The sequence below is a fragment of the Leucobacter exalbidus genome, assembly GCF_017834145.1.
GTDB lineage: Bacteria > Actinomycetota > Actinomycetes > Actinomycetales > Microbacteriaceae > Leucobacter > Leucobacter exalbidus.
Window position 1 is genome coordinate 1682423 of the sequence record NZ_JAFIDA010000001.1, and the last position, 20587, is coordinate 1703009.

Consider the following 20587-nt stretch of genomic DNA (forward strand, 5'->3'; position numbering starts at 1 on the left):
CGAAACGCACCCGCAACCAGTACGATGTTTGCGTGAACATTTTTGACGCGCACGACGCGAATGACGCACAGGCAACGCTGCTGGGCGCGGGCGTTACGAAGCGGGCCACTCGCCTCGCTGACGGCCGCGAGCTGCTGTACTTCGATGACCCTAATACGCGACTCGAAGCCGCACGCAGCATCGACACGAGGCAGCTCGATCCACGCCCCGACACCGCACAGATGCGGTACGACGTACTCACCGGCGATTGGATCTCGGTCGCCACCAACCGCCAGAACCGTGCGTTCTTGCCGCCCGCGAACCTCGACCCGCTCTCACCCCAGAGCCCCACGAACCCCTCTGAAGTGCCGTCAATGTATGACGTCGCCGTGTTCGAAAACAAGTCGCCCTCGTTTGGGCCGACGCTGCCCAAGCCAGATGCCGCCGCGCTGCGCACCCCGCTGGGCGTGCCGCTTGCCGCGACCGATGAGCCCCCGGTCGATCCCACGACGGGCATCTCGCACCCCTCGTTTGGGCGCTGCGAAGTAATCTGCTTCTCACCCGAGCACGAGGGCTCGTTCGCCTCGCTCACTCCCACCCGTGCGCGCACCGTCATCGAGGCGCTCGCTGACCGCGTCGCCGCACTGTCTGCGCTGCCCGGCATCGAGCAGGTGTTTCCGTTTGAGAACCGCGGCCGCGAGATCGGCGTCACGCTGCCGCACCCGCACGGCCAGATCTACGGCTACCCCGTGGTCACGCCGCGCACCCGCGCTCTGCTGCGCAGCATCGATGAGCACGGCAGCGACCTGTTCGCGCGCATTCTTGCGGCCGAGCGCGCCTCAGACCGCATCATCTTCGCGGGCGAGCACTGGACGGCATTTGTGCCGTTCGCGGCCCGCTGGCCCCTCGAGATCCACCTGATGCCCAACCGGCACGTGGCCGATCTCGCCGAGACCACCGCCGCCGAGCGCGACGAACTCGCCCCGCTCTACCTGCGGCTGCTGCGCGCGGTCGACACGATCTACGACACCCCCACGCCCTACATCGCCGCGTGGCACCAGGCCCCCGTGCACATCGGTCGCGACTCGGTGCGCATGCGCCTCGAGCTCACGTCGCCGCGTCGCGCCGCCGACAAACTCAAATTCCTTGCCGGATCAGAGGCCGCCATGGGCGCCTGGATTGGCGATGTGGCCCCCGAGGCCGCCGCCGCCACGATTCGCGCAGCATTTGACCGCACCCCCACCCCTGAGGATCCCCGATGACCCCCGCAGCTGCCGCCCGCCCGGCTACCCCCGCCACCAAGCAGATCGCCGCCGAGTTCTTGGCGCGCTTTGGCCGCGCAGCCGCGGGCGTCTGGTCGGCGCCGGGCCGCGTGAACCTGATCGGTGAGCACACCGATTACAACGCAGGCTTCGCGCTGCCGTTTGCGATCGGTCAGCGCACGTACGTCGCCGCGGCCCCCCGCACCGACGGCCGCATGAGCGTGGCTTCTGACGCGTTCGATGACGCCGTCGAGGTGTCGGTTGACGAACTCGCCACCCTGTTTCCCCAGGCCACCGGCCCGGGCGAGGCTGCGCAGGTACCCGAGTGGGCGGCATACCCACTCGGCGTCGCTTGGGCGCTGATGGCTCTTGCCCCCGCGGGCACCGCGTTCACGGGCTACGATCTGCTGTTCACCTCAGAAGTGCCGCTCGGCGCTGGCCTGTCGTCTTCGGCAGCGCTTGAGAGCGCGACCGCGGTGGCGCTCGACGAGCTGTGGGGCCTGAGCCTTGACCGCCGCACGCTCGCCCGCGCAGGCCAGCGCGCCGAGAACGAGGCCGTGGGCGCCCCGACCGGCATCATGGACCAGACCGCGACGCTGTTGGGCGCCGCCGATCACGGCGTGCTGATCGACTGCCGCGACCTGTCAACGACGCTCGTGCCACTGAACTTCGCCAACGAAGACCTGCAGTTGCTCGTCATCGATACACGCGTGCGCCACGCACACGCGAGCGGCGGCTACGGCGAGCGCCGGGCATCGTGCGAATTGGGGGCGGCAACACTCGCCCTCGCCAGCCTGCGCGAGCTCACCGTTGACGGCCTGGCCGCGGCCGAGACCGCGCTCGACGACACGACCTATCGCCGCGTGCGCCACGTTGTCACCGAGAACCACCGCGTTGAAGAAACCGTCAGGGTGCTCGGTGAGCAGGGCCCCCGCGCGATCGGTGCGCTCATGACCGCCTCACACGTGTCGCTGCGCGATGACTTCGAGGTGTCGGTGCCCGAGCTTGATCTCGCCGTTGACGCGGCGGTGGCGGCCGGGGCACTTGGTGCCCGCATGACCGGCGGCGGTTTCGGTGGCGCCGCCATCGCACTCGTTGATGCGGCTCAGGCCGAGACGGTGGCCCAGGCAGTGCGCGCGGCGTTCAGCGCGGCAGGCTTTGCCGAACCGAACTTGTTTGCGGTCGTACCCGCCGACGGTGCCCTGCGCGAGCAGTAGCAAGCGCTTGCGCGCTGATGCTCAATAATCAGCAAGCATGCACCCCCGACAGTTCCCCCACATGTCGGACTTGTGAACGCAAACATTTATCGCTTTAATGTTCAGTACGACCCACCAGTGATGCGAACCGCTTCTGGTTCGCATCACTTGGCACCGGTCAATTTCCGTAATGGAGTACATCTTGAAGACAACCCCCTCAACGAAGAGAGCATGATGGCAATTCACTCACGACTCACCCGCACCGCCGCCATCGTCGCGGTCGGTGCAATGTCAGCGTTCGGCCTGGCTGCGTGCAGCAGCGGCACCACTGGCGACGCGTCGAAGCCCGCGGGCGACGAGGCCGTCACCGTTGAGTACATGCACCGCCTCCCCGACGGCGAGGGCATGACCGCCGTCGCCGACACCGTGGCGCGCTGGAACGAAGAGAACCCCAACATTCAGGTGAAGACCACCAAGTTTGATGGTCACGCACAAGACATGGTGCTGAAGCTCGAAACCGACATCAAGGCCGGTAACGCACCGTGCCTCGCACAGGTCGGTTACGGCGAGGTTCCCCAGCTCTTCGTTAAGGGCATGCTCGAAGACGTTGCCACTGAGGCTGCCAAGTACAAGGCGAACTACTCGGGCGGCGCCTACGCCGGCATGCAGGTTGGCGAGGCCGTTGTCGGCCTGCCGCAGGACACCGGCCCCCTCGTCTACTTCTACAACGAAGCAGAGTTCGAGAAGCTGGGCCTGAAGGTTCCCGCCACCATCGCTGATCTCACCGCAGACGCAGCGAAGGCGACCGAGGCTGGCAAGTTCACCACCGCGTTCAGCGCTGATGAGGCCCAGAACTGGCTCACCTCGCAGACCGCTGCGGCCGGCGACACCTGGTTCTCGACCGTCGGCGACGAGTGGAAGGTCGACACGACCGGTGCCGGCAGCGAGCGCGTTGCCGCTCTCTGGCAGGGCCTGCTCGACGACAAGCAGACCCTCGTTGCTGAGCGCTGGGGTGAGGGCTTCTCGAAGGCCATCACCGACGGCACCCTGATCGGTCACATCGGCGCGGGCTGGGAGGCAGGCTTCCTGCTCGACTCGCTCGACGGCACCGACGCTGAGGGTCAGTGGCGCGTCGCGCAGCTGCCCGACTTCGGCGCAGGCGAGCTCACCGGCCCCAACGGCGGCTCGGGCGTAGCCGTGCTGAAGGGTTGCGAGAACCAAGAGCAGGCCATGGCGTTCAACGACTGGTTCAACACCCAGATCGATGACCTGGGTTCACAGGGCCTCGTGGTCGCCGCGACCACCGGTGTCCCCAAGACCAGCGAAAAGATGCTGCGCCAGTTCGGCGGCCAGGATGTGCTCGGCGAGCTCGCCACCGCCACCGAGAACCTGAACGCTGACTTCGTGTACGCACCCGGCTTCGCCACGCTCGGCAAGATGAACGAGACGGCGGCCGCAGCGGCCACGGGCAAGGCCAAGGTCATCGATATCTTCACCACCGCTGAGACCACGATGGTCACGGCGCTGACAGATCTCGGCCTCCCGGTTGCCAAGTAGTTTCACCCAGTAGTACCCGCCGAGGCGGCCTCGCAGCGCAACTTTCCCCCATCGGAAGGTGCGCGATGAGGTCGCCTCGGACCAGGTTCGGGCCTCACTGGCCCGCACCACGCCGCAATGCCGCACCACCAGCAACACCGAATCACCCGCAACGCCGCACCATCGCAACACCGCAGTAGCGAACTCCGCAACACCGCAACACCGCATCAAGCACCACTTTTTCCGCATCACCCACATCGTCGCCACACTGACGAAGGCTAGGCACATGAGCACCACAGATTCCCCCTCCACGGCCCCCGGCGGCGACCCACAAGATCGCAGCCCGGGCGCCGCCATCGCCCAGCACTCGGCATCCGCTGATCCGGATCATGCCCCCAGTGCCGCCGCAGCCGCGCTAGCAACCGGGCCCGGTAAGCGCGTACCCAGCAAGCGCCGCCGCGACGCCTTCACCGGATGGGCCTTCATGGCACCGTTCGCCGTGCTGTTCGCCGTGGTCTTCCTCGTGCCGATCATCGTGTCGATTCGCGAGGCCTTCTTCGGCCAGGTGCCCACGGGCGGTGGGCTCTACGGCGGCGGCGAAACCGTCGAAATGTTCGTCGGCTTCGCCAACTTTGCCACCGCAATTCAAAACGGCGCCTTCTGGCTGGGCATGGGCCGCGTGGTGCTGTACGCCGCGTTCCAGATTCCCGTCATGATCATTGGCGCCCTCGCCCTCGCGCTGCTGCTCGACTCGTTCATCGTGCGCCGCCCGGGCGGATTCCGCCTCTCATTCTTCTTGCCCTACGCCATCCCCGGCGTCATCGCGGCAATGATGTGGCTCTACCTCTACACCCCCGAGGTCTCACCCTTCCTGCCGTTCTTGCCCGAGGGCACCGACTTCATGAGCCCGTCGACCGTGCTGGCTTCGATGGCCAACATGACCACGTGGACGTACACGGGCTACAACATGCTCATCTTCTTGGCGGCGCTGCAGGCGATTCCGCGCGAGCTGTACGAGGCCGCCCGCATCGACGGCGCCTCGGGCCTGCAGGTCGCCCTGCGCATCAAGGTGCCGCTCGTGCGCGGCGCCGCACTACTCGCGGTGCTGCTGTCGATCATCGGCACGATTCAACTCTTCAACGAGCCCGTCATCATGGCCGGCGCGAACTCCTGGATGGGTAAAGACTTCACCCCGATGATGCTCACTTACAACACGATGATGGGTGAAATTTCGCCCTCGGGCGCAGGCCCCGCCTCGGCGCTGTCGCTGCTGATGGCACTCATCGCAGGCGCCCTCGCGGTCGTCTACTCGTTCCTCCAGCGCGGAAAGGGCAACTGATGAGCACCACGAAGATCAACGTCACCATCACTGACCAGGCGGCATCAGCTGCATCCGGATCAGCCCGCTCAGACCGCGCCGCCGCACGCGCACGACGCAAGGCCGAGAACGCCCCCGAGATTCCCCCTCGCGCGCTCGCGCCCACCCCGTTCGCGCGCATCGCCGGCATCATCGCGCTGTCGATCGCAACGCTCTACTTCATCGTGCCCGTGTTCTGGCTCGTCGTCGCTTCGACGAAGAACAACCAAGACCTGACCTCGACGTTTGGGTTCTGGTTCGCAAACTGGAACCTCGACACGAACTACGCGAGCCTCATGAGCTGGACCCAGGGCCTGTTCTGGCGCTGGGTGGGCAACTCGGTGCTCTACTCCACCACCGCCGGCGTCATCGGCACGCTGCTCGCCGTCATGGCCGGGTACGCGATCGCGAAGTTCGCCTTCCCCGGCAAGAAGATCATGGTCGGCATCATCATGGGCGGTCTGCTGCTGCCCGTCGCACTGCTCACCGTGCCGCTCTACATCGAGTTTCACGCCCTCGGCCTCACGAACACCCTGTGGGCCATCATCATCCCCTCGGCGGCCTCGCCGTTTGGTGTGTTCCTCGGCATGGTCTACGCCCAATCGTCGGTGCCCAACGAGCTCATCGAAGCGGCCCGCATCGACGGCGCTAGCGAGGCACGCATCTTCTTCACGATCGTGCTGCGCCTGCTCGCCCCCGCGATGGTGACGATCTTCCTGTTCATCTTCGTCGCCACCTGGAACAACTTCCTGCTGCCGCTGATGATGATCTCAAGCCAAGAGCTCAAGCCCGTCACCCTCGGCCTCTACGGCATGATGAGCTACTACTCACCCGACAAGGGCGCCGTGATGCTCGGTGCGCTGCTGGGCGTACTGCCGCTGATCGCGCTGTTCTTCACGCTGCAGCGCTACTGGCGCTCAGGTCTGTCGGCCGGCGCCGTCAAGGGCTAATCCCCCGCGACTTCCCCCTCACGAACGCATCCAAATCTGATGATTTGGGTGCGTTCTGTGCGTTGCGGGCGGGCGCGAGTGAGCACGGCTGCGTGGCGCTCACGGCGCGGGCGGGTGCGGCATTCGCGCGATCCGGATCATGCCCTGGCGTCTCCCCCGAAACGCACAACGGCCGCCCCACAAATGTAGGGCGGCCGTTGTGCCAGCTTCGCTGGCGGTGCATCAACTCGGGTTAGGAGCCGATGAACTCCTCGGTGGGACCGAAGTCGGGAGTCTCGCGGATCTCAACCGTGGCAGGGAGGCCGTTCGCGTCGAACACCACGATCTCGTTGTCGCCTGCGCGCCACAGCGGGGCGGGCGCGTAGAGCGTGTGCGACGGGCCGATCTCCCAGTAGCGGCCCAGCATGAAGCCGTTGAGCCACACCGAGCCCTTGACACCGCCGGGGAAGGCGAGCCACGCGTCGAGCGGTTCAGCGACCGTGAGCGTGGCGGTGGCCGCGCCGCTTGCCGTGGCCTCAGCGGCTGCAATGGCCACGGGGGCCTCGTCGCCGAGCACCCGGTGGGTGAAGCCGTGCACGATACGGCGGCCGATGCGCACCGCATGCATGATGCCCTTGCCCTCGCCCGTGAGCGCGCCGTAGTTGATGCGGCCGAGGCTCTCGACCAAAATCGTGAGGCGGGCAGCGTCTGCCGATTCGGGCAGCTCGAGCGACAAAGCGCCGTCGCGCTCGAGCACGCCCAGCGGGGCGCCGTCGAGCAGCACGGTCGCGCGGTCATGCAGGCCATCGATCGAGAGCACCGAATCGACGGCATACGCCACCGTCGCCTCGTAGGCGACAAAGCCGTCTTCGGCACCGATCTCTTCAAACGTCAACGGCAGCTGCGAGGCGTGCTCGGCCGGCGCGGCCTCGATCACCTGCATCAGCGATGCGGCGGGCGCAAACTTCGCCACGGCCGCGGCCTGCAGTCGCGGGTTCGCCGGGGGCTCGGGCAGCGGCTCAGCATGCAGCTCCTGCAGCCGGGCGCGCAACGCGTCGAAGCGGTCGTTGAGCGTGCCGTCCTCGCCGATAGGGGCGTGGTAGTCGTAGCTCGTGACGGTGGGCTGAATGACGCGATCGTGGTTTGCGCCGTTCCAATACCCGAAGTTCGTGCCGCCGTGCGCCATGTACAGGCTGAATGAGCCGCCGATCTCGAGAATCTCGTTGATCGTGCCCATCATGCTGTCGGCGCTGCGCACGTGGTGGTTCTCACCCCAGTGGTCGAACCAGCCGCCCCACATCTCGCTGCACATAAACGGCACCTCGGGGGCCTTCAGCGCGAGCGCACGGTCGACGCCCGATCCGAAGGTGAAGGTGGGCATGGCGCCCTCGACTGCGCCGTTGAGCTGCATGTCGCTCATCGTGCCGTCGGCCGTGGTGAGCAGCTCGGTGATGCCGCGCGAACGCAGGCCATCGCGCAGGTGCTGCATGTAGCCGGCGTCGCTGCCGAATGAGCCGTACTCGTTCTCGACCTGAATCGCGACGATGGGGCCGCCGTGCTTGGCCTGCAACGGTTCAATGCGGGGAATCAGCTGATCCCACCAGGTGTCGACCGCGTTCAGGTAGACGGGGTCGGTGGTGCGCAGGGCGCGGGCGCGACCGGTGAGCCAGTGCGGCAGGCCACCGTTGGACCACTCGGCACAGATGTAGGGGCTCGGGCGCAAGAACACGTCGAGGCCCACCTCGCCAGCGAGCTCGATGTAGCGGGCGATGTCGCGCCAGCCGTCGAACGAGACCTCGCCCTCGCGGCGCTCGTGGAAGTTCCAAGCGACATACGTGTCGACCGTGTTCATGCCGAGGGCGACCAGGCGGCGCAGCCGGTCTTCCCACTGGTCGGGGTGCACCCTGAAGTACTGCATCGACCCCGAGAGGATGCGGTGCGGCTGGCCGTTGCGGTACAGCTGGCCATCGCGCCACGTGAGGATCGCACCGGTCGTGGGTGCGGGCACGATTTCGGTGTCGGTGGCGTCGCTATCGACGCGCTGAGATGAAGTCATGGACTTGGCTCCTAGAAAGAATGTTTGCGTTCACATTATCGCAATGAAAACCACATTTCGCTATGCCACAAGGGCGATTGATCGCTACCATTAGCTCCATGCCTCCCCGTCGCTCATCACAAGACAAAGCCCCCAGCCAGGTCGACGTCGCCCGGCTCGCAGGAGTCTCTGCGCAGACCGTGTCACGCGTGATGTCCAACCAGGGCAGCGTGCGCCCCGAAACCGCCCGCCGTGTGCTCGCCGCGGTCGACGAACTCGGGTACCGCATTCACGCGGCCGCCGCCTCGCTCGCCTCGGGCCGCACCCGCCTGCTCGGCGTCATTATCGTGTCAAACGACCGTTATTCAATCGGTGCGCACGGCGTCGGTATCGAGCAGGCCGCGGCCGCACACGGTTACACCGTCACCACGGCGGCGGTCGCCGAGCACGCCTCTTCAGACGCCTTCATCGAGGCGTTCGATCGGCTCGAACGCCAAGGCGCCGAGGGCATCATCCTCGGCATTCCCATCGATCTCGATACCCCGGCCATGCGGGTGCGCACCGAGCGCACCCCCACGGTGCGCAGCGAACGCAGCGAGCTCGACCCGCACTCCCCCTTCGCCGTCGACCAGGCGCTCATCGGGCGGCTCGCGGTTGAGCACCTGCTCGAGCTCGGTCACCGCACCGTGTGGCACGTCACGGGCGACGACTACTGGATGGAAACCGACGAGCGGCGCACCGCGTGGCAGCAGGTACTCACCGAGCACGGCATCACGCCGCCGCCCGTGATTCCCGGCAACTGGACCCCCGAGTCGGGGTACCGCGCGGGCCGCACCATCGCCGCAATCCCCGATGCCACCGCGGTGTTTGTGAGCAGCGACGAGATGGCGTTTGGCGTGCTGCGCGCCTTGCACGAGGCGGGCAAGCGCGTGCCCGAAGACGTCTCGGTGGTGAGCGTCGACGGGATTCCGCTCTCGGCCTATGCCTCCCCCGCGCTCACGACGGTGCGGCAGCCGTTCGAAGACGTGGGCCGCGCGGCGGCCCTGCGCCTCATCGCCATGCTCGAGGGGTCATCGGTCGGCGAGCTGCCGCACATTGAGCCGACGCTCGTGGTGCGCGCCTCGACGGCACCGCCGGCGAAGTAGCTGGCACCACAGCGAAGCGGCTAACACCGCAGTGAAGCCGCTAACGCAGCAGCTGGCTCGCGAGCACGGCAGCAGACGCCAGTGCGGGCTCGGCCCGGGCGAAGTGCCCGGGCCGAGCCCGCTGTGGTGTGATCCGGATCAAGTTACGCGAGCATCAGGCCCTCGCCGTCAGTGGCGACCTCGACCCGCACGGTGTCACCGTCGCGCACATTGCCCGAAAGAATGGCCCGGGCAAGGTGATCGTCGATCTGCTTCTGCATCAGCCGGCGCAGCGGGCGGGCACCGTAGATCGGGTCGTACCCGCGCGACGCGAGCCAGGCCCGCGCTTCGGGGGTCACCGCGATCGTGAGGCGCCTCGATGCGAGGCGGGTCTGCATGCGATCGATCGACAGCTCGACGATCTGGGCAAGATCCGCGTGTGACAGCGGGTGGAAGATGACCATTTCATCGAGGCGGTTGATGAACTCGGGCTTGAATCCGCGGCGCACTGTCTCGCGCACGGCCCCCTCTTTCTCTGCCCACGTGAGCTCGGGGTCGACCAGGTACTGGCTGCCCAGGTTCGACGTGAGGATCAAGATCACGTTTCTGAAATCGACCGTGCGGCCCTGGCCATCGGTGAGCCGGCCGTCGTCGAGCACCTGCAGCAGCACGTCGAACACCTCGGGGTGTGCCTTCTCGACCTCGTCGAGCAGCACGACCGAGTACGGCCTGCGCCGCACAGCCTCGGTGAGCTGGCCGCCCTGCTCGTACCCGACGTACCCGGGAGGGGCGCCGACGAGCCTGGCGACCGAGTGCTTTTCGCCGTACTCCGACATGTCGATGCGCACCATGGCGTGCTCGTCGTCGAAGAGAAACTCGGCGAGCGCTTTGGCGAGCTCGGTTTTGCCGACGCCCGTGGGCCCCAAGAACAGGAAGGAACCCGTGGGCCTATTGGGATCGGCGATGCCGGCCCGCGTGCGCCGCACCGCATCGGCGACCGCGCCCACCGCGTCGGTCTGCCCGATGAGCCGCTTGCCCAGCTCGCGCTCGAGCGACAGCAGCTTCTCGGTTTCGCCCTGCATCAGGCGGCCGACCGGAATGCCCGTCCATGCCGCCACGACGCCCGCGATTTCTTCGTCGGTCACCTGGTCGCTGACCATGCGCGCCTCGGGCGCTTGGCCGTCTGCCCCGGATCCCGCGGCCTCTTCACTCTCGGCGTCAGCGAGCTGCTTCTGAATGACAGGGATCTCGCCGTACAGCAGCTTGGACGCCTTTTCGAGCTTGCCCTCGCGCTGTGCCATGTCGGCTTCCATGCGCAGCTGGTCAAGTTTTTCGCGCAGCTCGCCCACCCGGTTGAGGGAGGCACGCTCGCGCTCCCAGCGCACCTCGAGCCCGCTGAGAACGTCGAGCTTCGCCGCGAGGTCTTCGCGCAACTTGGCGAGACGCTCCTTCGATGCGTCGTCCTTCTCCTTCTTCAGCGCGAGTTCTTCGAGCTTCAGCCGGTCGACGGCGCGACGCAGCTCATCGATCTCGACGGGTGCCGAGTCGATCTCCATGCGCAGCCGGCTTGCGGCCTCGTCAATCAGGTCGATGGCCTTATCGGGCAGCTGGCGTGCCTGAATGTAGCGGTCTGACAGCGCGGCGGCCGCGACGAGGGCCGAGTCGGCGATCGTCACCTTGTGGTGGGCCTCGTAGCGCTCCTTCAACCCACGCAAGATCGCGATCGTGTCTTCGACCGACGGTTCGCCCACGTATACCTGCTGGAAGCGGCGCTCGAGCGCGGCATCCTTTTCGATGTATTCGCGGTATTCGTCGAGCGTGGTCGCACCGATGAGGCGCAGCTCACCGCGGGCCAGCATCGGCTTGAGCATTTGGGATGCCGCCACCGAGCTTTCGCCGCCACCCGCGCCCATAAGCGTGTGCAGCTCATCGATGAAGGTGATGTATTTGCCGTCGGAGTCTTTGATCTCTTGCAGCACGGCCTTCATGCGCTCTTCGAACTCGCCGCGGTACTTTGCGCCCGCGATCAGCGCCGAAATATCGAGCGAGATGAGCTCTTTGTCCTTGAGTGACTCGGCGACGTCGCCCGCGACGATGCGCTGGGCGAGGCCCTCGACCACCGCGGTCTTGCCGACGCCGGGTTCGCCGATGAGCACGGGGTTGTTCTTCGTGCGGCGCGTGAGCACCTGGCTGACGCGCCGAATCTCGGCGTCGCGCCCGATCACCGGATCGAGTTTGCCCGAGCGGGCCACCTCGGTGAGGTTGATACCAAACTGCTCGAGTGCGCTTTCGCCGCCTTCGCCCTGGGCGGGCTGCCAATTTGCTTGCATGTTGTGGGTTCCCCTCTCGTGGAGATCTTGCCGGGCCGCGGTGCTTCGTAATGAGCCATCGCGCGGTCTCGGTAAACTTGAGTGTTAGTGACTCAAGTCTAACTGAATCCCCCGGTCTGCGCTATCGTTTCTGCTGATCGGCCCGTGAAAATCTCAGCAATCTTCAAGTTCGCCATCACACTTCGTCACGCGGCTACCGCTCGCCGCCCGCGAAGCACCGACGCTTGCGCCCCCGGCAAGTCCAGCAACATCAAGCACCTTGCTTTCTGCGGGCTTGATTGCGTCACAGGCGATAGCCGGGATGAGTGCCTTTCATCTGTGGAGCAAAGATCTGGCCGGAGAAGCTTGAAGGGCTCAGGGGCTGCTGTTGCGTGTCATCGATGACTCCGCCTCAGGCCTTCATCGCCTTTAGTGACGGAGTTAGATGCCGCGCCGAAGAGCACTCAGTCATTAAGGTTAATCGCCGCTACGGAGCTCACGCGCGATGGCCTGCGCCGCAGCACGGATGTTGCGGGCGAAGAACGCTTCGTCCCATCTCTCTGGCGACATGACAATCTCCACTGCGGCATTCGGATACCCGTCACCTCCCGGAATAGGGGCCGCGATAGCAACGCTGCCTGTTCTATGTTGAACGTAGTAACCCTTCTGTTTCCCCGCAGCCAATGCCCGCCGAATCTCGTTGGCGCTTCCGGAAGCAAGGGCCGACTGTCGAGGCGATATATGCCGCACAAGTTCGTCCCGCCATTCGTGGCTTTGCGTGAAAGTAAGTGCCGCCCCCATAGCAGTAGCGAGAATTGGGAAGACTTTCCCCTCTTGAGCGCGCGTTGGAGCCGACCTCGTTCCCCTGACATGTCCCACATACATCGCTTCCGCGGTATCCGGCGCATTGGTCGTGAGTACCCCTAAAAACACGTTCTCGCCACTGGCGTCATACAGCCGGGTGAGATGCACCTGCGCCGCCTGGCGAAGCTTGAATTGCAGCTCTGAGTACTGTGCGAGTTCCCACACCAGGGATCCCACGCAGAATCTACCGCTCGAGGTTTTACTCAGCATTCCTAGCTGCACCAGATCATTTATAAGTCGGTGCGTTGACGACCGCGGAATTCCCGAACGCTGTCCCAGCTCTTTCGCTGACATCGTATTTTGTTCTTGAGTAAAGCAGCGCAAAATACTGACTGCACGAGATAGCAAGGGGGCCACCCCTTGGCTCGAGTGATCGTCATTCCCATGAATTGAATGTTCAGGTGCAGCGAAGGCTGGCATAGACAGTTCAGGCTCACCCAACACGCTGCTATGCACGTCATTCCTCCTCGAACACCGCGTGCATATTTATTGCACGGACACAGTTGCTTCTAACCTTGACCTTATGCTGGGCTTGCACTCAGAGCACTGCTTATTTCACTCGATCTGTTGACTCAACGCGTAGTCATCGCGGCAGGGTCCAGACTCCGAACAGCTCTCGGACTCAAACCGAACTGCCGCTTGAATGCACGGCTAAAATTGGTTGCTTCAAAGAAACCCCATTTCGCAGCGAGCGTCGCTACAGTCTCTCCTGCCAACGCAGGATCTTCGAGATCTCGCCGGCAACGCTCTAACCGGCGTTCCCTCACCCATGAGGTCACGGTAAGCCCATTCCGCTGAAACAGCATCTGCAGATACCGAGGAGAAATAAAGTGCTGTGCCGCAATCTTGCCCGGCCCCAGATCTGGGTCGCCCAAGTGCTGTTCGGCATAGTTCATTATGGATCGCATGAGCACGCTCGAAGAGCTTCCCTGCGGCTGCTGGTCGAGTTCCGCAGAGAGCATGGTCCCCACCAGATCCACAATGTTCTGAGGTAGGCGAGACCCGGAAGGCCGGGAGAAATGATCCAGCTGGTCCATAAGCCGAGTCATGAAAAGGGAGATCCCCGCAGCAAGCCCCGATGACCCGTCAAACCTCACCGCGGTGAGCTCCGCGATTGCATCTGCAGGCAACGCGAGGAGCTCTTTCGGAAACATAATGATGGCGGTGCGGGCACCCTCCGGAACGAGCAAAGAGTAGGGCCTTGATGAGTCGTAGAGTGCAAGATCACCTTCCCGCAGCACCGCTTCGCGAGAATCTTGCATGACCATGCTTTCACCTTCAAGCATCAGGCTGAGCTTATAGAAGCCGTTTCCTCGCCCGTCGCGGATGAGTTCTGGTGTGCGTTCGACGGTGTGAGCCGACGCTGCGATATCTAAGCACACCATTTGTCCGCGGCTACAAGAACGCATTGTTCCAGCAAATTGGCTGCGTGGCGCATAGCCTCAGTTGGTACGGGTAGTCCATCTACCCGGTACTCCTATTCTGGGCAGGTGGTACTGCCGCGCGTTATGCGCTTTTCTGGAACTAGCGGCACAATACGGTGCTGCTGACACAGTTTCAGGAGGTGGCCGGTGATGGCCGATTACCGAAAAATCATGGATCTGCTCCTCGATCAGCGCAGCTACGCGACGATCACGGAGCTTGTGGGATGTTCTCGCCGAGAGGTTGCAGCAGCGAAGAAGGTGATCGCGACGCGCGGGATTACTCGCGCTTTGTTCCAGCCCATGACCGATGCCGAGGTGCGGGGTTTGTTCCCCGATGGGCGCGCTCGAGTGAGCGATGATTATGAACAGCCCGACTACCGACGGGTGGTGGCATCGATGCGGAAGAATCGGCATTTCACGCTGCAGCAAGCCTGGTCACGCTATGTCGGTCAAGATAGCGGAGGGCTGAGGAAATATGGGTACGCCCAGTACTGCCATCTCTTCAGCGACTACCTGAGGAAGAACGATCTCGTCGCGACGCTCAAACATGAGCCGGGTCGGGCGATACTTGTCGATTGGGCTGGCGACACCCTCGACCTCGTCGACCAGGCAACCGGGGAAATCACCAAGGCGATCTTGTTTGTTGCAGCGCTCCCGTTTTCGGGTGCGGTGTTCTGCCACGCGTATACGGACATGAAATCACCGTCGTGGATTGACGCGCATGCGCGTGCGTTCTCGTTCTTTGGGGGCACGACGAAGTTGATCGTGCCCGATAACCCGACAACCTCGACACATCGGCTGCGGCAGGGTGATGCGGAGCGGGTAGTGAACGCACGCTACCGGCAGTTCGCTGACCATTACGGAGTCGCGGTCGTGCCCGCCAGAGTCAAGAAACCACGCGACAAAGCGGCTGCCGAGAACGCGGTAAACGTAGTCAATAAACGTGTCATCGGATATCTTGCCGAGGAAACATGGTCGAGTCTTGCGGAGTTGAACGAAGCGATCGAGGAGCGGGTACACGAGATCAATCACGTGATGTTACGCGCCGACGACACCACCAGATGGGAACGATTCGAGACCGAGGAAGCGGCAGAACTTGGGCCGATGCCTGCCGACCCGTTTGAAGAAGTCGAGTGGAAAGACGTGAAGGTGGGGCGGAACTACCACGTCACCTGCAATTACATGCACTACTCCGTTCCCCATGCTTACGCTGGCCGCCTCCTTCGGGCCCGACTCACCTCGGCGAGAGTGGCAGTGTTCGATGGGCACGATCTTGTCTGTGAACACCGACGCCTCACCGGGCGTAAAGGCCAGTATGCGACCCAGCCTGCGCATGTGCCGCCACAGCACCGCAACATTGATGGGCTGTGGACCAGGCGATGGTTCACCGATCTCGCGCGGAGCTTCGGCCCCGCGACCGTGACCGTGATCGAGCAGGTTCTTGACCGTCAGCAGATCGAGGCGCAGGGCTTCCTCGACTGCCAGAATATTCTCACCGGGTTGGGGAGGCGGAACAAGCAGCGACTCGAGGCTGCCTGCCAGCAGGTGTTGAACCTCGGAACGGCACCCACATACACCGTGTTGAAACGCATGATGGCGGGCATCGATAGCGACGTCAAGAAACCTGCACCCCGAGTGCCGGCAGGGTCAACGCAGAAAGGCCAAGCAAAGCGAGTGAGTCCCGTTAAGTTCGAAGAGTTTGCTGACGTGTACGTGCGCGACGCTTCTCACTACGCCCCAGGCAACGGGCAGCAGGGAGGCGCAGCCTAATGTTCAGCAGCGAAGACCACGAGAAATTCCGCACCCTCAGGATCACGCACGTTGCGCTCCAGTTCGAGCAGCTCATCGCTGATGAGGCGAATGACCATCTCACCCCCGAACAACTCTTTCAAACCGCCGCCGATTTAGCGCTCGGGATCCGGCGCGAGAACCGGGTCAACGGGTTCATCAAGAAGGCCGGGTTCCCTCATCCGACCGCGTCAGTCGCAGAGATCGACTATCGAGAAGGGCGTGGCCTCACTAAAGTCAGGATGCAACGTTACGCGGCAGCCGCATGGCGGCAAGACCCGAGGAACGTGCTGATCATGTCACCTACCGGCGGCGGGAAAACGTATCTAGCGTGCGCGATCGGGATCGCGGCCTGCCACACCGAACACTCGGTGACTTACGTTCGCATGGATGACCTTGCCCGCCGCCTCCTCGTCGCGAGGGGTGACAGCATCCAGCATCAGCAGCTCTTGAACGACCTCTCAAACGTTGAAGTGCTTATTTTGGATGATTTCCTCACCATCGGTATTGATGCTGACGCCGCGAATGACCTCTTCACAATCCTCGCGAACAGAGACACGAGGCTGCCCACGATTATCGCGTCACAGTCGGGGCCGGGCTATTGGCTCGAAGCGCTCCCGGACCGAGTCGCGGCCGACTCGATCGTGAACAGGCTCGTCTCTGGCTCCCGCCGCATCGATCTGGGCACTATCGATATGCGGAGCCTGCACGCCGAACGCGCACGCAAGAAAGAGGACCACTGGGAGTAGCAGGAGCGAGCGGCCTGGCATCCAGCGTCTTCGACTGGGTGCCAGTACCCCCTCGCCAGAATAGGAGTACCGGGTATGTGGACTACCCGTACCATCAAGGGCTACTTGTCAGCTGCGTTCGCTGCGAACAGCAAGCGGCATGACAGAGTTTTTTACCAGGTCACTGAACTCTTCCAATGTTCGTGTCCGCATGGTGCGAACGCCCGAATTCATGGTTTCTGTGAGAGTGGAGGAATGAGTCATAATGTTCTCGCTTTCCCGTGCTTCATTGCATCAAGATGTACTCCTCAAGATACGAAAGCGGTGTCTCTTGTGGTGGGAAAATCCCGTCTCGCGAGAAACTTTCTGGCTTACACCTTTCACACTACGAACATTTACGGGTTGCCAAAGTCCTGGCTCGCACACCGCCAACTACAAGGAGGCCCCTGCGAAGTATCTCGCAGGGGCCTCCTCAGACGAATTGTGAAATTAAGCGAACGTCACCACTGTACGTCCGTTATGGAGGTGCATCTGGGTGTATGCCTCGTTCACTTCGTCGAGCGAAATGGAACGAGATACAAGTTCGTCAAGCTTAAATTGGCCCTCGTTATAGAGCTTTACGAAATAAGGGATGTCCCGTTTGAAGTTCGTTGAGCCGTTAAAGATAGGTCGAATTCTCACCTGGTTCCAAACGAACGAGGGCCCAATTTCTATCTCGAGTTTGGTGCCTGGTTTATTCAGGCCAACAACTCCTAGCTCACCAGCACGTCCGACGGACTCGTACGCATACTTGGTAGCCTCTGGCCGACCAACAAAATCAAAGACGAAGTCAGCACCGCCGCCAGTAAGCTCCCGGATAGCCGAGGCTGGATCGACCTCTGCCGAATTTACGACATCCGTCGCACCAAATCGTCGCGCATGCTCAAGCTTGTCATCAACCACATCAACAGCGATGATCTGAGCAGCACCAACAAGCACAGCAGCCTGAATCGCCATCAAGCCAAGGCCTCCGCACCCGTATACAGCCACTGTCGCACCGTTGGGTACCTGAGCCGCATTTAAGACGGCCCCAGCACCGGCGAGCACGCCACACCCCAAGACACAAGCTATTTCATGCGGGATCGGCTGGTCAACGCGAACAATGTTGTTCTCATGCAGCAATACCTGCTCCGCGAATCCGCCCAGGTGTGTCAACGCGGTTACCGGCACGCCTTCAAGCGACAATCGAGGAGCTTCCGATTCCAGGCGGGGTCAAGTCCCGTGGAGTGGTGTAACGATCATTCTTCGAGAATGAGCTTGGCTACGCAGTCAACGTGAGGGGTAGTTCCACAGCCACCTCCTCAGCAACGTTGTCCGTGATGAGGCGAACCCTGCAACGAGCCAACACCTCGAGTCCGAGGTATCGGCGGCCCTCCGCCCACTCGTCAGATTGCTCTGCCAGGACCGCTCCAACGAGCCGGGTGATCGCGTCTCGATTCGGGAAAATACCGACAACGTCAGTGCGACGTCTGATTTCTTTGTTGAGACGTTCGTTGGGGTTGTTCGACCAGATCTGCTGCCACACATCTTTCGGGAACGCCGTGAATGCGAGGATATCGGCGCGGGCAGCATCGAGATGATCGTGCACGCCAGGCAGTTTCTCGCCGACGTAGTCCAGGAGCCGGTCGAACTGTGCCTCGACAGCTGCAACGTCGGGCTGGTCATAGACGGAATGCAGCATTGCTTTCACGGCAGGCCACATCTGCTTCGGGCAGGCCGACATGAGGTTCGCGGCGTAGTGGGTGCGGCAACGCTGCCAACTGGTGCCGGGAAAGTTGGCCCGCATGGCCTCGACCAGGCCAGCGTGTGCGTCTGACGTGATGAGCTGCACTCCGGTCAGTCCTCTCGCGACGAGGTCCGCGAAGAACATGTTCCACGCCGCCCCGGTCTCGCTCGTCGCGACCTGCATGCCGAGCACTTCACGATGCCCATCGGCGTTGACGCCGGTCGCGACGAGCACGACCGTGTTGATCACTCGCCCGCCCTCACGTACTTTCATGGTGAGGGCGTCACACGCGACGAACGTGAACGGGCCGGCATCACTGAGCGGTCGGGTGCGGAACTCGGTGACGTGTTCGTCGAGATCAGTGGCCATGCGAGAGACCTGCGATTTCGACAGTGAGTGAATGCCGAGCGTTTTCACGAGTTTGTCCATGCGTCTCGTGGAGACGCCCGCGAGGTAGGCGTCAGCGACGACGGTGATCATCGCTGACTCGGACCGTTTGCGTCGTTCGAGGAGCCAGTCAGGGAAGTAGCTGCCCTGCCGTAGTTTCGGGATCTGCACATCGATCGTGCCGACGCGGGTATCGAGCTCGCGGGCCCGGTACCCGTTGCGGGAGTTCGTGCGGTCTGGTGAAGGGGTGCCGTACTCGGCGCCGCAGACCGCGTCGGCCTCGGCGGAGAGGAGCGTGTTGATCATGGTGTGCAGCAGGGTGCGCATCAGATCTGGCGAAGCGTCGCCCAGGGCTTGGGTGAGAACAGCAGCAGGGTCGACAATAGAAGGAGTGGTCATCGGTGTGATGCCCTTTCGAGTGAGAGTTAGAAGGCTTCTCGAAGGTGTCCCCGGTGGCCACGCTGTTCTTTCAGTGGGGCCGTTGTTACTCGGGGTTCGTTACACCACTCTACGGGGCACTACTCTTCGAGTAACGCTAGGCCGTTTGAGGCTTGCCCACAGCCGCTTCCTCGTTACCTTGCGTGTGAGGGTCACAGCAGTACGCGCGGAGACAATTTTTAAGGGGTTCGAACATTAAATGCGTCATCTGTGGAGGCGAATCACTAACAGTTGTTTGACGGTTCTGCTCAAAGTCTGCACACCATCATCTGTCGACCAAAGCTTTACAGGGATGGAAGGTTTAGAGGCCAGCCATGAACTCCAACTGATCGGCCCGTGAATATCTCAGCAATCTTCAAGTTCGCCATCACACTTCGTCACGCGGCTACCGCTCGCCGCCCGCGAACCTTACAGTGGGGAGCATGGTGAACTATCGATTCCTCGGCAACAGCGGCCTCAAGATCTCAGAAATTACCCTCGGCAACTGGGTAACCCACGCGTCACAGGTGTCTGACGATGCCGCGGTGCGCACCGTGCACGCGGCGCTCGACGCCGGCATCACGACGTTTGACACGGCAGACACCTACGCCAACACCGCGGCAGAGACCGTGCTGGGTGACGCACTGCAGGGTCAGCGCCGTGCCGGGCTCGAGATTTTCACGAAGGTGTTCTTCCCCACCGGCCCAATGGGCCCGAACGACACCGGCCTCAGCCGCAAGCACATTTTCGAGTCCATCGACGGATCGCTGCAGCGCCTGCAGACCGATTACGTCGACCTTTACCAGGCTCACCGCTACGACCATGAGACCCCGCTCGAAGAGACGATGCAGGCATTCGCCGACGTCGTGCGCCAGGGTAAGGCGCTGTACATTGGCGTCTCGGAGTGGACGGCAGAGCAGCTGCGCGAGGGCCACGCGCTCTCAAAGCAGCTCGGCTTCCAGTTGATCTCGAACCAGCCGCAGTACTCCATGCTGCACCGCGTCATCGAGGGCAAGGTTGTGCCCGCATCTGAAGAGCTCGGCATCTCTCAGATCGTGTGGTCGCCCATGGCGCAGGGCGTGCTCTCGGGCAAGTACCTGCCGGGCCAGCCCGTGCCGGCTGGCTCGCGCGCCACTGACGACAAGAGCGGCGCGAACTTCATCTCGAAGTTCTTGCGCGACGACATTCTCGAGGCCGTGCAGCGACTGAAGCCCATCGCGGCCGATGCCGGGCTCACGATGCCGCAGCTCGCCATCGCGTGGGTGTTGCAGAACCCCAACATTGCCGCGGCGCTCGTGGGCGCTTCGCGCCCCGAGCAGCTGGCCGACACGGTGAAGGCTTCGGGCGTCGTGCTCGACGACGACACGAAGGCCGCCATCGACACCGCCCTCGGCGATGTTGTGTTCAGCGACCCCGAAGACACCTACACGGTGTCGCCGAAGCAGCGCCTGGTCTAGCGTCCCACCCGGGCCGCGCTTGGGCCCCGT

At 63.3% G+C, this 20587-nt stretch carries 15 protein-coding genes and 1 pseudogene; 9 read left to right on the forward strand and 7 right to left on the reverse strand.

Features of this window, described 5'->3' with window-relative positions; genetic code table 11:
* The first annotated feature begins 32 nt into the window (after positions 1-32).
* From galT to JOF28_RS07635, 5 genes are all read left to right on the forward strand, one after another.
* The gene (gene galT / locus JOF28_RS07615) at positions 33-1241 is read left to right on the forward strand and encodes a galactose-1-phosphate uridylyltransferase (protein WP_342452119.1); all 1209 of its coding nucleotides are present in this window, start codon (positions 33-35) and stop codon (positions 1239-1241) included.
* Positions 1238-2458 (forward strand): galactokinase, encoded by a 1221-nt coding sequence (gene galK, locus JOF28_RS07620; protein WP_209705223.1) that lies wholly within the window; start codon positions 1238-1240, stop codon positions 2456-2458. Before galT ends, galK begins: the two co-directional genes overlap by 4 nt.
* Positions 2459-2668: 210 nt before the next feature.
* Positions 2669-3994: an ABC transporter substrate-binding protein gene (locus tag JOF28_RS07625; RefSeq protein WP_245189904.1), complete on the forward strand. Its 1326-nt coding sequence runs from the start codon at positions 2669-2671 to the stop codon at positions 3992-3994.
* Between the two features lie 265 nt (positions 3995-4259).
* Positions 4260-5312 carry a carbohydrate ABC transporter permease gene (locus tag JOF28_RS07630; RefSeq protein WP_209705224.1) on the forward strand — a complete coding sequence of 351 codons (1053 nt, stop codon included), beginning with the start codon at positions 4260-4262 and terminating at the stop codon, positions 5310-5312.
* Positions 5312-6280, forward strand: coding sequence for a carbohydrate ABC transporter permease (locus JOF28_RS07635; RefSeq protein ID WP_209705225.1), 969 nt, complete (start codon positions 5312-5314; stop codon positions 6278-6280). The genes JOF28_RS07630 and JOF28_RS07635 overlap by 1 nt, the downstream gene beginning before the upstream one ends.
* A 232-nt stretch (positions 6281-6512) precedes the next feature.
* On the opposite strand, the gene JOF28_RS07640 is transcribed toward JOF28_RS07635, so the two are convergent.
* Positions 6513-8315, reverse strand: a complete 1803-nt coding sequence (locus JOF28_RS07640) for a glycoside hydrolase family 35 protein (protein WP_209705226.1) — start codon at positions 8313-8315, stop codon at positions 6513-6515.
* 98 nt (positions 8316-8413) lie between these two features.
* Here JOF28_RS07640 and JOF28_RS07645 point away from each other — a divergent pair, with 98 nt between their 5' ends.
* Positions 8414-9439 carry a LacI family DNA-binding transcriptional regulator gene (locus tag JOF28_RS07645; protein WP_209705227.1) on the forward strand — a complete coding sequence of 342 codons (1026 nt, stop codon included), beginning with the start codon at positions 8414-8416 and terminating at the stop codon, positions 9437-9439.
* A 143-nt stretch (positions 9440-9582) separates the two neighbouring features.
* Here the strand turns inward: JOF28_RS07645 and JOF28_RS07650 are convergent, their stop codons facing one another.
* From JOF28_RS07650 to JOF28_RS14690, 4 genes and pseudogenes are all read right to left on the reverse strand, one after another.
* Positions 9583-11748, reverse strand: coding sequence for an ATP-dependent Clp protease ATP-binding subunit (locus JOF28_RS07650; RefSeq protein WP_209705228.1), 2166 nt, complete (start codon positions 11746-11748; stop codon positions 9583-9585).
* Positions 11749-12204: 456 nt separating this feature from the next.
* A complete protein-coding gene (locus tag JOF28_RS07655; RefSeq protein ID WP_209705229.1) occupies positions 12205-13047 on the reverse strand; it encodes an IclR family transcriptional regulator in 843 nt (280 codons plus the stop codon).
* Between the two features lie 116 nt (positions 13048-13163).
* Positions 13164-13553, reverse strand: a complete 390-nt coding sequence (locus JOF28_RS14685; protein ID WP_342452190.1) for a helix-turn-helix domain-containing protein — start codon at positions 13551-13553, stop codon at positions 13164-13166.
* Positions 13554-13559: 6 nt separating this feature from the next.
* Positions 13560-14009 (reverse strand): annotated as a pseudogene (locus tag JOF28_RS14690) (cupin domain-containing protein); the annotation flags it as partial.
* A 156-nt stretch (positions 14010-14165) separates the two neighbouring features.
* Here JOF28_RS14690 and istA point away from each other — a divergent pair.
* Together istA and JOF28_RS07670 are read left to right on the forward strand one after the other, a co-directional pair.
* On the forward strand, positions 14166-15785 hold the full coding sequence (istA, locus tag JOF28_RS07665) for an IS21 family transposase (protein WP_245189823.1): 1620 nt from the start codon (positions 14166-14168) through the stop codon (positions 15783-15785).
* Positions 15785-16552, forward strand: a complete 768-nt coding sequence (locus JOF28_RS07670) for an ATP-binding protein (RefSeq protein WP_209704120.1) — start codon at positions 15785-15787, stop codon at positions 16550-16552. The genes istA and JOF28_RS07670 overlap by 1 nt, the downstream gene beginning before the upstream one ends.
* Before the next feature lie 468 nt (positions 16553-17020).
* On the opposite strand, the gene JOF28_RS07675 is transcribed toward JOF28_RS07670, so the two are convergent.
* Positions 17021-17755 (reverse strand): zinc-binding dehydrogenase, encoded by a 735-nt coding sequence (locus JOF28_RS07675; RefSeq protein ID WP_209705231.1) that lies wholly within the window; start codon positions 17753-17755, stop codon positions 17021-17023.
* 76 nt (positions 17756-17831) lie between these two features.
* A complete protein-coding gene (locus tag JOF28_RS07680) occupies positions 17832-19082 on the reverse strand; it encodes an IS256 family transposase (protein WP_071044057.1) in 1251 nt (416 codons plus the stop codon).
* Positions 19083-19543: 461 nt separating this feature from the next.
* Between JOF28_RS07680 and JOF28_RS07685 the strand changes: the two genes are divergently transcribed.
* The gene (locus tag JOF28_RS07685) at positions 19544-20557 is read left to right on the forward strand and encodes an aldo/keto reductase family protein (protein WP_209705232.1); all 1014 of its coding nucleotides are present in this window, start codon (positions 19544-19546) and stop codon (positions 20555-20557) included.
* The last annotated feature ends 30 nt before the right edge of the window (positions 20558-20587 follow it).

Coding starts and splice junctions, on each gene's coding strand:
- galK (WP_209705223.1), top strand. CDS start 1,238: ATGACCCCCGCAGCTGCCGCCCGCCCGGCTACCCCCGCCACCAAGCAG.
- JOF28_RS07625 (WP_245189904.1), top strand. CDS start 2,669: ATGATGGCAATTCACTCACGACTCACCCGCACCGCCGCCATCGTCGCG.
- JOF28_RS07630 (WP_209705224.1), top strand. CDS start 4,260: ATGAGCACCACAGATTCCCCCTCCACGGCCCCCGGCGGCGACCCACAA.
- JOF28_RS07635 (WP_209705225.1), top strand. CDS start 5,312: ATGAGCACCACGAAGATCAACGTCACCATCACTGACCAGGCGGCATCA.
- JOF28_RS07640 (WP_209705226.1), bottom strand. CDS start 8,315: ATGACTTCATCTCAGCGCGTCGATAGCGACGCCACCGACACCGAAATC.
- JOF28_RS07645 (WP_209705227.1), top strand. CDS start 8,414: ATGCCTCCCCGTCGCTCATCACAAGACAAAGCCCCCAGCCAGGTCGAC.
- JOF28_RS07650 (WP_209705228.1), bottom strand. CDS start 11,748: ATGCAAGCAAATTGGCAGCCCGCCCAGGGCGAAGGCGGCGAAAGCGCA.
- JOF28_RS14685 (WP_342452190.1), bottom strand. CDS start 13,553: ATGCTCTCTGCGGAACTCGACCAGCAGCCGCAGGGAAGCTCTTCGAGC.
- istA (WP_245189823.1), top strand. CDS start 14,166: ATGGCCGATTACCGAAAAATCATGGATCTGCTCCTCGATCAGCGCAGC.
- JOF28_RS07670 (WP_209704120.1), top strand. CDS start 15,785: ATGTTCAGCAGCGAAGACCACGAGAAATTCCGCACCCTCAGGATCACG.
- JOF28_RS07680 (WP_071044057.1), bottom strand. CDS start 19,082: ATGACCACTCCTTCTATTGTCGACCCTGCTGCTGTTCTCACCCAAGCC.
- JOF28_RS07685 (WP_209705232.1), top strand. CDS start 19,544: ATGGTGAACTATCGATTCCTCGGCAACAGCGGCCTCAAGATCTCAGAA.